We start from the raw sequence: 13,828 nt of genomic DNA on the forward strand, positions 1-13,828 counted from the left end.
CGGCGGTCAGCCCCTGGTGCGGGCCTCGGACGCGGCGCGCAGCTCGCGCTCGCGCTCCTTCATCTCCTCGGACGCGTTGACGAAGTCGTCCTCGGTGAAGACCTGGCGGATCTCGATCTGGGACTCCTCGCCGGTGGGGTTCGGCACCCGCTTGACCCATTCGACGACCTCTTCCAGCGACTTGACCTCCAGCAGCCAGAAACCCGCGATCAGCTCCTTGGTCTCCGCGAACGGCCCGTCGACCACGGTGCGCTTGTCACCGGAGAAGTAGACCCGCGCACCCTTGGAGCTGGGGTGCAGGCCCTCACCCGCGAGCATCACGCCCGCCTTGACCAGCTCCTCGTTGAACGCGCCCATCTCCCGGAGCATCTCCTCGCTCGGCTGCACGCCGGCCTCGGTCTCCTCGGTCGCCTTCACGATCACCATGAAACGCATGTCGTTCTCCCTGGTCGTTCGTCAGCCGGTCCATCCTGGCCCGTACTGGTGCGACGAACGAGCGGGGTCGTGGATCGACAGGCGGGCCGAAATTTCCGAAGATATTTTTGCAGGCCGCTGACCGGCGCTTACGTGATCGGTGACCCGCCGGTCACGCCGATCACCTCGCCGGTGATGTAGCTGGAGTCGGACGAGGCGAGGAAGACGTACAGCGGCGCGAGCTCGGCCGGCTGCCCGGCACGCCCCAGGGGCGCCTGCTCGCCGAAGCCCTCCACCTTGTCCGCCGGCATGGTCGCCGGGATGAGCGGCGTCCACACCGGACCGGGCGCGACCGAGTTCACCCGGATCTTCCGGTCGACCAGGTTCTGCGCCAGGCCCTTGGTGAAGTTCACGATCGCCGCCTTGCTGGTGGCGTAGTCGAGGAGCTCGAACGAGGGCTGGAAGCCCTGGATGGACGACGTGGTGATGATCGACGAGCCCTCGGGCATGTGCGGCACGGCCGCCTTGCACAGCCAGAACATCGCGTACACGTTGGTCTTCATGACCCGGTCGAACTGCTCGGTGGTGATGTCGAGCAGGCCACCGCCCTGGGACATCTGGAAGGCGGCGTTGCTGACCAGGACGTCGATGCCGCCGAACTCCTCGACCGCGCGGGCCACGACGGCCGCGCACTGCGACTCCTCCACCAGGTCGCCGGGGACGGTGACCGCCTTGCGCCCGGCCTCCTCGACCAGCCGCGCGGTGTCGCGGGCGTCCTTCTCCTCCTCGGGCAGGTAGGAGATGAGCACGTCGGCGCCCTCGCGGGCGAACGCCAGCGCGACGGCACGGCCGATGCCGGAGTCGCCGCCGGTGATGAGGGCCCTCTTGTCGGTCAGTCGCCCCGTGCCGCGGTAGGTCTGCTCGCCGTGGTCGGGGGTGGGGTCGACGTCGTCGGTCAACCCTGGGTACTTGATCGGGGTCTCGGCCATGTCCGCAGGGTTGCCCGGTGCCGGTGGCTTACACGCCGACGGCGCACCTCCGGTGCGGAGGTGCGCCGCGGGTCGTGGACGGGTCCTACTTGCGGAAGGCGCGCTGGAGGGTGAAGGCGCCCGGGCCGAGGACGGCGAGCAGCAGGAACACCCAGCTGTAGACGGCGGACAGCTCGCCCATGTTGTGCACGGGCAGCAGCGCCTGCGGCTGGTGGACGGTGAAGTAGGCGTAGGCCATCACGCCGGAGAGCAGGAACGCCGCCGGGCGTGCGGCCAAGCCCACCAGCACCAGGGCCGCGCCGACGAGCTCGATCACGCTGGCGTACCAGCCCGGCCACGAGCCGAGCGGGACCGCGGTGCCCTGGCCGTCGATGCCGCCGAGGAAGCCGAGTCCCTGGAGGCCGTGCAGGCCGAACAGGAACGACACGACGACGCGGAAGGCGGCGAGCACCAGCTCGTTGCGCTTGGTGGCGATGGTGGCGGCGACGGTCGGGCGGGCGGTGGCGGTGAGGGCGTCGGTCGTGGTCATGTCGAGCTCCCCTTCTCGGTGGTCTTACTGGGACGACGAACGGCAACCCCGCCGGATCGACACGTCGTCCGAACTTTTTTCCGCGAAGGGAGCTTGAGGGTGAAACGGCTGGTGGGCGCGGGCAGGCGTTGGCCGCGGCGGAAGAACCGGACCTGCCGCGGGTCGGTCGCCTCGGCGCGCATGGCCTCCAGGTCGGCCTCGGTGGGGACGCGGGCGATCGAGGGGCCGGGCCGGTGGTCGAGCGGCGGCGGGGGCGGGAGGTGCTCGTCGGGCAGGGGAGGGCGGTCGAGCCGGCACGCCACCAGCCCGGGGGTGTCGGGCACGTCCATCGGGAACACCGGGCCGGGCCACACGTAGTCGAGGTCGTCCGGCACGTCCGGGAACAGCGGCCGGTAGAACTCGGGGTCCTTGCGCAGGAGCGCCGAGCGGTGGCTGCGGTGCAGGTCCTCGTCGCCCAGCCACGGTGGCAGCAGGCCCTCGGCCAGGCACCACGACCACGTCGGCTCCCGGCCGCCGGTGTACTCCAGCAGCACGGCGCGCATCCCGTCGCGGTGGCCCCGGCGTCGCCACTCGTCGCACACGGCCACGCCGTAGGCGACCAGCGCGGGCGTGAAGCCGCGCCACATCACGGCCGCCGGGTGGTGCTTCCAGCCGTACTCGGGCCAGACCAGGGCCCGCAGGATCTGCAAGGTCTCCACGCGCTGCTTGCCCAGTCGCCGCGAGTCCAGGACGGCGGCGCTGCGGCCGAAGGTCGCGCACGGCAGGAACGTCTGCACCCCCGCCACCTACCCCGCGTGACGCCGGTCAAGCACCCGTTCCCCGGATCGGTGCCGAGGTCGCCTGGCAACAGACCGGTGGGCTGTTAGCCTGCGGCGGTGGAGTTCCAGCGCGCCAGGCGGCCGGAGCAGGTGCAGCAGCGGCGGCGCACGATCCTCGACGCGGCGTGCGCGATGCTGCGCGAGCGGTCCGTCGCCGACATCAGCCTGCGCGAGCTGAGCCACCGGGTGGGGCTCGCGAAGTCGAACGTGCTGCGGTACTTCGACAGCCGGGAGGCGATCTTCCTCGAGGTGCTGGACGAGGAGTGGGGCGCCTGGCTGGACGAGGTGGAGGCCGCGCTGGCCACCGAGGTGGACGAGGTCGGCGTGGCGACCGCGATCGCGACGTCGCTGCTGCGCAGGCGGCTGCTGTGCGAGCTGCTCAGCGGCATGGCCGGTGTGCTGGAGCGCAACATCCGGGTGGACTTCGCGCGCGTGTTCAAGCGGCGGGCGCACGAGCGCACGGCCCGGCTGGCCGACCTCGTGCGGGCGCGGGTGCCGGTGCTGGACGAGGCGGCGGCGCGGCACTTCGCCGGGGTGGTGCTCGTGCTGACGGCCGGGCTGTGGCCGCACGCGAACCCGACGGACGCGGTGGCGCAGGTGATGGCGGAGATGGGCGGTCCGACGGCGGAGGAACTGGTCCGCGACGGCCTGACCGAGGGCCTGGTCAACCAGCTCGTCGGCCTGGTGGCGCGGGCCTGAGCCGCGGTTCGCCCGACGGCCCGGCCGGGGGGATCGCCTAGGGTTCGGTCCCGTGAAGGCACTCGTGGTTCGCGGTGGTTGGGCCGGGCACTCGCCGGTGGAGGCCACCGACTCCTTCCTGCCGTTCCTGCGGTCCTCGGGGTTCTCCGTGGACGTCTCGGACTCCCTGGAGGTCTACGACGCCGGGCTCGGCTCGTACGACCTCGTGCTCCAGTGCTGGAGCGACGGTGTGCTGACCGACGACCAGTTCGCCTGCCTGGACGCGGCGGTGCGGGGTGGGACGGGGCTGGCCGGGTGGCACGGCGGCCTGGTCGACTCGTTCCGGCACTCGCGCGGCTACATGCAGTTGGTCGGCGGGCAGTTCGTCGCTCACCCGGGTGACTTCGTGGATCACCGGGTGGAGATCACCTCCACCCACCCCGTCGTGGAGGGCCTGGAGGGGTTCGAGCTGCGGACCGAGCAGTACTGGGTGCTGACGGACGGCCTGAACGACGTCCACGCGACCACGACCTTCGCCGCCGCCGCGCCGTGGCAGGCGCAGCTGACCGTGCCGGCGGTGTGGACGCGGAGGTGGGGCGCGGGGCGGGTCTTCGCCTGCACGATCGGCCACCTGCCCGCCGACCTGGCCCGGCCACCGGTCCGGACGCTGGTGGAACGGGGCCTCCTCTGGGCCGCCCGCGCCACCCCCTGACCCGCCGAACCCCGCGTGTCCTACGTCCGGAACGCGCGTGTCCTACGTTCGGAACACCCGAGTTGAACGCTCAGGCGCCCGGGTCGGACGTTCACGCACCGCGGGTCGTCCGCTCGCCCACCGCGTCCGGCAGGGCGGCGGGCTCGGAGTCGGCCAGGTTCTCCGGCAGCCTGAGACCCTCGTGCAGCGGCACGAGCTCGGACTGCAGCACGAGTGCCGCCCCGCCGATCGCGGACGCCGTGGCGGCCGAGCGGGACAGCCTCACGTCCACCCCGTGCGCCGCCCGCGAGAAGAACGAGCGGTCCAGCTCGTCGCGCACCACGGGCAGGTAGACCGAACCCGCGATGGCGAAGCTCGGACCGGTCAGCACCAGGACCTCCAGGTCCATGATGTTGGCCAACGTCCGCGCCGCCACCGCGATGTACCGCGCCGACCGCTCCAGGATGGCCGACGCCGCCGGGTCGCCCCGCCGCGCCGCCCGGCTGACCGCCGCGAAGTCCGAGGACACCGACCGCGCCCGCCCGGTCAGCCCCGCCGCACGCGCCAGCGCCGCGTCCGCGCGGGCCGCCGCCACCACCGCCGCCGGACCGGCCAACGCCTCCACGCACCCGCGCGCGCCGCACCAGCACTCCGGGCCGTCCGCGTCGACGCAGATGTGGCCGATCTCGCCGGCGTTGCCGCTGCCGCCGCGGTAGGTGATGCCGTTGATGATGAGGCCCGCGCCGATGCCCGTGCCCATGTACAGCGCCGCGGAGATGGCCGTCCCGCCGATGCCGCCGGACCAGTGCTCGCCCAGCGCCGCCGCCGTGGCGTCGTTGTCCAGCACCACCGGCAGGCCCGTCGCCCGCTCCAGCGCCTGGTCGAGCGGGAAGTCCTCCCACTTGCGCATCGACGGCGGGGTCAGGCCCATGCCCGTGTCCCCGCTGAGCGGCCCGGGGGACACCAGGCCCAGCCCCAGCACGCGCTTGTGGTCGACGCCGACGCCGTCGATGAGGCCCTTCACCTCGGTCGCCATGCGCGTCACCACGGTCCGCGGCTCGGCCGCGCCCGCGCCCGCCCTCGAGATGCGGGCCACGACCGATCCGCCGAGATTGGTCAGCACGTAGGTGATGCCCGCGTGGTCCAGGTGCACGCCCACGGCGTAGCGGGAGGAGTGGTTGAGCTGGAGCAGCACCCTCCGCTTGCCACCGGTCGACTCCGCGCGCCCGGTCTCCACGACCAGGCCCTCGTCGATGAGCTTGCGGACGACGGTCGAGATCGTGGCGCCGGTGAAGCCCGTGGCGTTGATCAGGCCGACCCGGCTGATCGTGCCCGCCGCGCGGATCACGTCGAGCACGGCGGACTTGCTGCTCGCGTGGTGCGTCGCCCGCGCCGGTCCGCTCACGTGGTCCCCCGCGTCCGTCTTAGTTCGTTCGTCGGACGAAGGGTAGCAACTTGGCCGGCAGATGACGCCGAAGTGTTGACTTCGTTTCTTCGATGACTTAACAATCTGCCTCAACGCGGGACCGCGGCCGGTCTCGGGCCACGAGAGGAATCGACGATGTTCCTGAAGGCAAGGCGCTCACGGGCGCGCATGGCGGCGGCCGGGCTGGCCGCGGTCGCCATGGTGGCGACCGCGTGTGGTGGGTCGAACTCGGGCAGTGACGCGAACAAGGACACGCTGATCGTGTACACCGGCCAGTCCGGTGACTGGCAGCTGAACTTCAACCCGTTCTCGCCGACCACGTTGGAAGGGCCCGGCACGATCTTCGAGCCGCTGTTCTTCTACAACAACATCCGCGACGTCGAGCCCCGGCCCCGGTTGGGCAAGAGCTTCGAGTGGAACGCCGACGGCACCCAGCTCGACATCGAGCTGCGCGACGACGCCAAGTGGACCGACGGCCAGAAGTTCACCGCCAAGGACGTCGTCTTCACCCTCGACATGATCACCAAGAACGCGGCCATGAACGGCACCGGTTACAAGGGCGTCGCGACGGCCGTGGACGACACCCACGTGTCGGTCAAGTTCTCCGAGCCGTCCTACATGGAGGGTCCGCAGGTCCTCGGCCGGATCTGGATGGTGCCCGAGCACAAGTGGAAGGACCTCGCCACGCCGGCCACCGACGTGCTCAAGGAGCCGGTCGGCACCGGTCCGTTCATCCTGGAGGAGTTCAAGAACCAGGCGTTCACGCTCAAGGCCAACGGGGACTACTACGCCGGCGCTCCGGCGCTGAAGAAGATCCGCTACCTGGCGCTGTCGGGCAACCAGTCCGGTGAGGCCGCGCTGAAGCAGGGCCAGATCGACTGGCAGACCGGCCCGGTCCCGGACATCAAGAACGTCGAGAAGAACTACCCGGGCTACCAGGCCATCACCGTCCCGATGAACCAGACGGCCCTGTTCACCTGCTCGAACGCCGCCCTCGGCTGCCAGGGCCCGCAGACCGACGTGGCCGTGCGCAAGGCGATCTACTACGCCATCAACCGCACCCAGATCAACTCGCTGGCGTTCGAGAACACCTCCAGCGACATCTCGCCCGGCTCCGCGCTGCTCGACCGGGACAAGGACCAGGTCTCCGGCAAGCTCAAGGAGAAGACCGCGCCGATGCAGCCGGACGAGGCCAAGGCCACGCAGCTGCTGGAGGCCGCGGGCTACACCAAGGGCGGCGACGGCGTCTACCAGAAGGACGGCAAGCCGCTGGCCATGACCCTCAAGGTGGTCGCCGGCTGGACCGACTACATCACCGCCGTCGACACCATGGCCCAGCAGCTGCAGAAGGTCGGCATCAAGGTCACCGCGCAGCAGCTGTCCTGGAACGAGTGGTCCGATGCGCGCGGGCGCGGCAACTTCGAGCTGCTGATCGACTCGACGTACCAGGGCCCGGCGCCCGACCCGTTCTACAACGCGTCCTACTTCTACGGCACGGCCACCACGGCCAAGGTCGGGGAGTCGGCGAACCCGAACTTCGCCCGGTTCTCCGACCCCGAGGTCGACGCGGCGCTCAACGCGCTCAAGGGCATCGACCCGGAGGACGACGCCGCCCGCCAGCCGTACTTCGACACCATCCAGACCAAGATCGAGGAGTCGATCCCGTACATCCCGGTGCTGACCGGCGGCACCACGAGCGAGTACAACGCCAAGAAGTTCACCGGTTGGCCCACCAAGGAGGACCTGTACGCGTTCCCCGCGGTCTGGGCCCGCCCGGACCACTCGGAGATCTTCCTGAAGCTCAAGCCGGCCGGCCAGTGAACGACTGAGTGAGGCGATAGGCGGACCGATGAGGTACTACGCCCGAAAGTTCGCGTTCTACCTGGTCGCCCTCTGGGCGGCGCTGACGCTGAACTTCTTCATCCCGAGGCTCATGCCGGGCAACCCGGTGGACATCCTCATGGCGAAGCTCGCGCAACGCGGCGGAACCGTGGACCCATCGGCCCGCAGGGCGTACGAGCTGCTGCTCGGTTCGAACAGCAGCGAGTCGCTCGTCCAGCAGTACCTGTCCTACCTGGGCAACATGTTCCGCGGTGACCTGGGCATCTCGGTGAGCGCGTTCCCGACGCCGGTGTCCCAGATCATCGCGGAGGCCCTGCCCTGGACCCTGATGCTCGTCGGCATCGCGACGTTCCTGTCGTTCGCCCTCGGCATCGTCCTGGGCACGTTCGTCGGTTGGCGGCGCGGCACCTGGCTGGACAGCCTGGTGCCCGCCACCACCGTGCTGGCCGCCGTGCCGTACTTCTGGCTGGCGCTGATCCTGGTCGCGGTGCTGTCCTCGGCGTGGGGCTGGTTCCCGCTGCAGGGCGGCTACGACGTGATCCTCTCGCCGGGCTGGGACGCCGAGTTCATCGGCTCGGCGATCTACTACGGCACGCTGCCCGCGCTGACCATCGTGATCTCCTCGGTCGGCGGCTGGCTGCTCGGCATGCGCAACATGATGGTGTCGGCCACCGCCGAGGACTACGTGCTGACCGCCAGGGCGAAGGGCCTGCGCGACTCGCGGATCATGATCAAGTACGCGGCGCGCAACGCCGTGCTGCCGTCCGTGGCGGGTTTCGCGATCTCGCTCGGGTTCGTGGTGGCCGGCTCGATCATCACCGAGCAGGTGTTCTCCTACCCCGGCATCGGGTCCAAGCTGCTGCAGGCGGTGCAGAACAACGACTACGCCCTCATGCAGGGCATCTTCCTGGTGATCACGGTCGCCGTGCTCGGCGCGAACCTCGTGGTCGACCTGCTGTACGCCGTCATCGACCCGCGCACCCGCGTCAGCGGCTGAGAAGGAGAACGGACACCGTGACGAACCTCAGTGCTGTCACCGCCGAGCCTCCGCGCGGACGGGCCGGCTGGCGGTCCATGCTGCCGCGCTGGTCGCCCAAGCTCGGCGTCGGCCTGACGCTGGTCGTGCTGGTCGCGTTCATCGGCCTGATCGGTCCGCTGCTCGTGGGCGACCCGAACACGATCCGAGACATCAGCCTGACCCCGCCGGGCGGCGACTTCTGGCTCGGCACCACCCTGACCGGCCAGGACATCGTGGCGCAGCTCGCGCACGCCACCAGGGGATCGCTGTACATCGGCCTGATGGTCGGCGTGATGGCGACCGCCCTGTCGGCCCTGTTCGGCATCGTCGGCAGCTACGTCGGCGGGTACGTCGACGAGGCGTTCTCGCTGTTCTCGAACGTGATGCTGGTGATCCCCGGCCTGCCGCTGGTGATCGTCATCTCCGCGTTCGTGCCCGCCGACCAGCGCGGCTCGTGGACCATCGCGATCGTGCTGGCGATCACCGGCTGGGCGGCGTCGGCGCGGGTGCTGCGCGCCCAGACGCTGTCGCTGCGCAACCGGGACTACGTGGCCGCGGCCAAGGTCTCCGGCGAGAAGCCGTGGCGCGTCATCACCGTCGAGATCCTGCCGAACCTGCTGCCGCTGCTGGCCTCGCAGTTCGTGTTCTCGGTGATCTACGCGATCCTCAGCGAGGCGGGCCTGTCGTTCCTCGGCCTGGGCGCGTCCAACTCCTCCACGCTCGGCACGATGCTCTACTACGCCCAGAACGGCTTCGCGCTGCAACGCGAGGCGTGGTGGTGGTTCGTGCCGCCGGGTCTGATCATCGCCCTGTTCGGGTGCGGCCTGGCGCTGGTGAACTTCAGCATCGACGAGATCATCAACCCCAAGCTGCGCGACATCCCGCGCCGCGGCAAGGCGGACGTCGTCCGCACGCCGGCGCCCGTGCAGCGGCCGGACGACGACGTCGTGCTGACGGTGAAGGACCTGTCCGTCGTGTACCAGGTGGAGAAGCCGGTGCACGCGGTCAAGGACGTGTCGATCACGCTGCGCCGCGGTGAGATCCTCGGCCTGGCCGGCGAGTCCGGCTGCGGCAAGACGACGCTGGCCTACGCGATCAACCGGCTGCACCGGCCGCCCGCCGAGGTGACCACCGGCTCGGTGACCTTCCACGACTCCTCCGGCGGGGACGGCGGCGACGTCGACGTGCTGGCGCTCACGCCGGGCGAGCTGCGGGCGTTCCGCTGGTCGAAGCTGTCGATGGTGTTCCAGGGCGCGATGAACGCGCTGAACCCCGTCATCTCGATCCGGGCGCAGCTGGAGGACGTGCTCACCACGCACCGGCCGGAGATGACCAAGGCGCAGCGCAGGGCCAGGTGCGAGGAGGTGCTCAAGCTGGTCGGCGTGGACGTGCGCCGGTTGAGCTCCTTCCCGCACGAGCTGTCCGGCGGCATGCGCCAGCGCGTGATGATCGCGATGGCGCTGCTGCTCGACCCCCAGGTCATGATCATGGACGAGCCGACGACCGCGCTGGACGTGGTCGTGCAGCGCGGCATCCTGCGGGAGATCCTGCGGCTGCGCGACGAGATCGGCTTCGCCGTCCTGTTCATCACCCACGACCTGCCGCTGCTGCTCGAACTGGCCGACCGCATCGCGGTGATGAAGGACGGCGAGGTCGTCGAGTACGCCGCCGCGCAGGACATGTTCGAGCGGCCCGCGCACCCCTACACCCGCCAGTTGCTCGACTCGTTCCCCAGCCTGACCGGCGAACGCGGGTCGTTCGTCCGCTCCGGCGAGCAGACGACGCCGGTCGACCGGTCCGGCGAGCCCACCCCGTCCGGAGGCGTCCGATGACCACGTTGACGGCGAACGAGCTGGTCAAGGACTTCCACGTCCGCGTCGGCCTGCGCCGTGTCAGGCTGCGCGCGGTGGACAACGTGTCGTTCACCCTGACCCCCGGCCGCACGGTCGCGCTGGTCGGCGAGTCCGGCTCCGGCAAGTCGACCATCGCCCGGATGATCGCCCGGCTGGAGAAGCCCAGCGGCGGCGCCGTCGAGCTGACCGGCCCGGACGGGAAGCGGGTGCCCGAGCGGGCGTACCGGGACAACGTGCAGATGGTGTTCCAGGACCCGTTCGCGTCGCTGAACCCGTTCCACACCATCGAGCACCACCTGGCGCGGCCGTTGAAGCTGCACGGCAAGCCGCACGGCTGGAACGAGGTCGTGCAGCTGCTGGAACGCGTGTCGCTGCCCGGCCGCGACATCGCCGGCCGCAGGCCGCACGAGCTGTCCGGCGGCCAGCGGCAGCGGGTCGCCATCGCGCGGGCGCTGGCGCCGGGCGCGAAGGTCGTGGTGGCCGACGAGCCGGTGTCCATGCTGGACGTCTCGATCCGCCTGGGCGTGCTGAACCTGATGGCGCGGCTGCAACGCGAGGAGGACCTGGCCGTCCTCTACATCACCCACGACCTCGCGACCGCGCGGCACTTCTCCGACGACATCCTCGTGCTGTACAAGGGGCGCGTGGTCGAGCGGGGACCGGCCGACGAGGTGATCCTCAACCCGCAGCACCCGTACACCAAGATCCTGGCCTCCGCCGCGCCGAACCCCGAGGCGCGCGGTCGGGCCGTCGAGATCGACCCGGCCGACGTGGAGCGCGCGGGCGCGGCCGCCGCGTTCGACCACAACACCGGGGCGTGGGAGGAAGTCGCTCCATGACGGTGACCTGGTCGACCGGCGCCATCCGGCTGGTGCTCGCGCACGCGGAGGACCGGCCGGTGAGCCTGGTCTCGCTGCGACCGGACGGGCCGACCGGGGGGATCGGCGTGCCGCTGGTCGAGGTGCAGGCCCTCGGTCACGGCCGGTTCTCCGGCAGCCACCGCTACTTCGACACGCCGATCGGCGCGCGGCTGCGGTACCGCTCGCACGTGGTGTCCACCGACGAGCTCCGGGTCGTGCAGCACGACCCGGGCAGCGGGCTGGTGGTCACGTCGGTCTTCCAGGGTGTGTCCGGCGTGCCCGCCGTGCGCACGTGGACCGAGGTCGAGGTGGAGGGCGACGGCGAGGTCCTCCTGCAAGCCGTGACGTCGTTGTCGACCGGTGCGTTCCTGGTGGACTCGGGCCGGTCGGTGGACGAGATCGACCTCGTGCACGGCGACTCGGACTGGGTCGCGGAGTCGCGCTGGCACCGCACGCCGTTGCGCGAGGCGGGGCTGGTGCCCATCGACCCGGCCGTGCACCACCAGTCGCCGCGCAGCCGGTTCGCGCTGACCTCGCGCAGCTCGTGGTCGACCGGCGAGCACCTGCCGTCCGGCGTCCTGGTGGCGCGGGACGACAGCTGGGCGATGGCGTGGCAGGTCGAGCACAACGGCGCGTGGCACTGGGAGGTGGGCGAGACCCTCGACGGCGCGTACGTGGCGGTCCTGGGGCCCGCGGACGCCGAGCACCAGTGGTCGGAGGTCGTGTCGGCGGGGCGCCGCTTCACCACCGTGCCGGTGTCCGTCGCCGTCGCCGCGGGCGGGGTGGACGAGGCGTTCGGCGCGTTGACGCGGCAGCGCCGGGCGACGATGCGCGACCGGCGCGCGCCCGAGCTGCCGGTCGTCTTCAACGACTACATGAACACCCTGATGGGCGACCCGACCACGGAGAAGCTGCTCCCGCTCGTCGACGCGGCGGCCGACGTGGGCGCGGACTACTTCTGCGTCGACGCCGGGTGGTACGACGAGGACGGCCGGTGGTGGGACAGCGTGGGCGAGTGGCGCCCGTCGCGGACCCGGTTCCCGGGCGGGTTCGGCGAGGTGGCCGACCGCATCCGCGAGCGGGGGATGGTGCCCGGCATCTGGCTGGAGCCGGAGGTCGTCGGCGTGCGGTCGCCGTTGGCCCGGACGTTGCCGGACGACGCGTTCTTCCAGCGTCAGGGCACGCGGGTGGGCGAGCAGGGCCGGTTCCACCTCGACCTGCGCCACCCGGCGGCCGTCCGGCACCTGGACGAGGTGGTGGACCGGCTGGTCGAGGAGTTCGGCATCGGGTACCTCAAGCTGGACTACAACACCATGCCCGGCCCCGGGACCGACGTCGGCGGCGTCGCGCCGGGTGAGGGGCTGCTCGGCCACAACCGGGCGCACCTGGCGTGGCTGGACGGGGTGCTGGCCCGCCACCCGGGGCTGCTGCTGGAGAACTGCGCGTCCGGCGCCATGCGGATGGACTACGCGATCCTGTCGCGGCTGCACGTCCAGTCCACGTCGGACCAGCAGAACCCGTTGCTGTACCCGCCGATCGCGGCGGCCGCGCCCGCGTCCGTGCTGCCGGAGCAGGCGGGCAACTGGGCCTACGCCCAGCCGGGGATGTCGGCCGACCAGGCGGCGTTCACGCTGGCCACGGGCGTGCTGGGCCGGCTGTACCTGGCCGGTCGGGTGGACCTGATGGACCCGGCGCGACGCGCCCTGGTGCGCGAGGCCGTGACCGTCCACAAGGGACTGGCCGCGGAGATCTCGGCCTCGGTGCCGTTCTGGCCGTTCGGCCTGACCGACCGCACCGGCCCGTGGGTGGCGCAGGGCCTGCGCACCGAAGCGGCCGGCTACGTGACGGTGTGGCGCCTGCCGGACGCCTCGTCCGCCGTCGACCTGCCGGTGCCGCACCTGCGGGGGCGGGACGTGGCGGTGGCCCCGGTGTTCCCGGTGCAGTCGCCGTCGTGGGCCTTCGAGTGGGACGCGGCGCGAGGGGTGCTGCGCGCCCACCACGACGGCCCGGCCCCGGCGGCGGTCGTGCTGCGGCTGGAGGCCTGACCTGCGCTAGGGCAGCCTCGGCTCGACCATCCCGGCGACCCGCATCGCCGCCGGGCACGGGTCCTCGTCGGGGCTGCCCGAGTTCAGCACCACGTCCACCCGGGACGACTCGGTGACGCCGATGAAGATCCCGCAGCTGCCGGTCGCGCCCACCGCCTGCTTGGCCTGGTGGCGACCGATCACGACGTCCTGGACGTTGCCGTTCGCCTGGACGGCGTCGAGCCCGACGCCGGTCCGGATGCCGACACCCAGCCGGGACGACTGGGGCGAGAAGTTGCACACCTTGGCCCCGCCCAGCTCCTCCACCACCGGCTCGGCGGTCTGCGCGCCGGTGACCTGCTGCGCCTCGGCCTTGGTGAGCAGGGTGCACGGGTCGGTGCCGTCCAGCGGGCCGCCGCGCACAGGCCCGACCTTCGGAGCGGTGCCGGCCGACGTCGCGCTGCTCTGCGCCGTCGCCCCGTTCGCGGGCTGATCGTCGGTGGGGCCACCGCACGCGGTGACGGCGGCCATCGCGACGGCGATGCCGATCAGGGTGAGTCGAGGGTTCACGAGTTCTTCCCGGTCGGCCGCGGTGACGCTTCGTGAGTCGACCGTAACAAGCGGCCCCCGATCCGGGCCAGACCTCCGCTGGATCGATTCCAGCAGGGGCGCTCGACCGCGCGTGC

13 protein-coding genes are annotated in these 13,828 nt (G+C 71.3%); 7 read left to right on the forward strand and 6 right to left on the reverse strand.

Annotated elements, in window-relative coordinates:
* Positions 1-6: 6 nt before the first annotated feature.
* From AB0G02_RS04890 to AB0G02_RS04905, 4 genes are all read right to left on the reverse strand, one after another.
* Positions 7-435, reverse strand: coding sequence for a YciI family protein (locus AB0G02_RS04890; protein WP_360789446.1), 429 nt, complete (start codon positions 433-435; stop codon positions 7-9).
* Between the two features lie 128 nt (positions 436-563).
* Positions 564-1,403 (reverse strand): SDR family oxidoreductase, encoded by an 840-nt coding sequence (locus AB0G02_RS04895; protein ID WP_360789449.1) that lies wholly within the window; start codon positions 1,401-1,403, stop codon positions 564-566.
* Positions 1,404-1,488: 85 nt separating this feature from the next.
* Positions 1,489-1,932, reverse strand: coding sequence for a DoxX family protein (locus AB0G02_RS04900; RefSeq protein WP_360789452.1), 444 nt, complete (start codon positions 1,930-1,932; stop codon positions 1,489-1,491).
* Positions 1,929-2,708, reverse strand: coding sequence for an MSMEG_6728 family protein (locus AB0G02_RS04905; RefSeq protein WP_360789455.1), 780 nt, complete (start codon positions 2,706-2,708; stop codon positions 1,929-1,931). Before AB0G02_RS04905 ends, AB0G02_RS04900 begins: the two co-directional genes overlap by 4 nt.
* A gap of 99 nt (positions 2,709-2,807) precedes the next feature.
* Between AB0G02_RS04905 and AB0G02_RS04910 the strand changes: the two genes are divergently transcribed.
* Both AB0G02_RS04910 and AB0G02_RS04915 read left to right on the forward strand, forming a co-directional pair.
* Positions 2,808-3,449 carry a TetR family transcriptional regulator gene (locus tag AB0G02_RS04910; RefSeq protein ID WP_360789458.1) on the forward strand — a complete coding sequence of 214 codons (642 nt, stop codon included), beginning with the start codon at positions 2,808-2,810 and terminating at the stop codon, positions 3,447-3,449.
* A gap of 52 nt (positions 3,450-3,501) precedes the next feature.
* On the forward strand, positions 3,502-4,140 hold the full coding sequence (locus tag AB0G02_RS04915; RefSeq protein WP_360789461.1) for a ThuA domain-containing protein: 639 nt from the start codon (positions 3,502-3,504) through the stop codon (positions 4,138-4,140).
* 91 nt (positions 4,141-4,231) lie between these two features.
* Here the strand turns inward: AB0G02_RS04915 and AB0G02_RS04920 are convergent, their stop codons facing one another.
* Positions 4,232-5,524 (reverse strand): ROK family transcriptional regulator, encoded by a 1,293-nt coding sequence (locus AB0G02_RS04920; protein ID WP_360789464.1) that lies wholly within the window; start codon positions 5,522-5,524, stop codon positions 4,232-4,234.
* A 156-nt stretch (positions 5,525-5,680) separates the two neighbouring features.
* On the opposite strand from AB0G02_RS04920, the gene AB0G02_RS04925 reads away from it, so the two are divergent.
* From AB0G02_RS04925 to AB0G02_RS04945, 5 genes are read left to right on the forward strand one after another with little or no spacing between them, the layout of a single operon-like run.
* Positions 5,681-7,366 carry an ABC transporter substrate-binding protein gene (locus AB0G02_RS04925; RefSeq protein ID WP_360789467.1) on the forward strand — a complete coding sequence of 562 codons (1,686 nt, stop codon included), beginning with the start codon at positions 5,681-5,683 and terminating at the stop codon, positions 7,364-7,366.
* Between the two features lie 28 nt (positions 7,367-7,394).
* The gene (locus tag AB0G02_RS04930) at positions 7,395-8,384 is read left to right on the forward strand and encodes an ABC transporter permease (protein WP_360789470.1); all 990 of its coding nucleotides are present in this window, start codon (positions 7,395-7,397) and stop codon (positions 8,382-8,384) included.
* 17 nt (positions 8,385-8,401) lie between these two features.
* A complete protein-coding gene (locus AB0G02_RS04935; protein ID WP_360789473.1) occupies positions 8,402-10,237 on the forward strand; it encodes a dipeptide/oligopeptide/nickel ABC transporter permease/ATP-binding protein in 1,836 nt (611 codons plus the stop codon).
* Positions 10,234-11,097 carry an ATP-binding cassette domain-containing protein gene (locus tag AB0G02_RS04940; RefSeq protein ID WP_360789475.1) on the forward strand — a complete coding sequence of 288 codons (864 nt, stop codon included), beginning with the start codon at positions 10,234-10,236 and terminating at the stop codon, positions 11,095-11,097. The genes AB0G02_RS04935 and AB0G02_RS04940 overlap by 4 nt, the downstream gene beginning before the upstream one ends.
* A complete protein-coding gene (locus tag AB0G02_RS04945) occupies positions 11,094-13,163 on the forward strand; it encodes a glycoside hydrolase family 36 protein (RefSeq protein WP_360789478.1) in 2,070 nt (689 codons plus the stop codon). The genes AB0G02_RS04940 and AB0G02_RS04945 overlap by 4 nt, the downstream gene beginning before the upstream one ends.
* Before the next feature lie 6 nt (positions 13,164-13,169).
* On the opposite strand, the gene AB0G02_RS04950 is transcribed toward AB0G02_RS04945, so the two are convergent.
* A complete protein-coding gene (locus tag AB0G02_RS04950) occupies positions 13,170-13,712 on the reverse strand; it encodes a DUF3558 domain-containing protein (RefSeq protein WP_360789481.1) in 543 nt (180 codons plus the stop codon).
* Positions 13,713-13,828: the final 116 nt, after the last annotated feature.

Source organism: Actinosynnema sp. NPDC023658 (assembly GCF_040639995.1).
Lineage (GTDB): Bacteria > Actinomycetota > Actinomycetes > Mycobacteriales > Pseudonocardiaceae > Actinosynnema.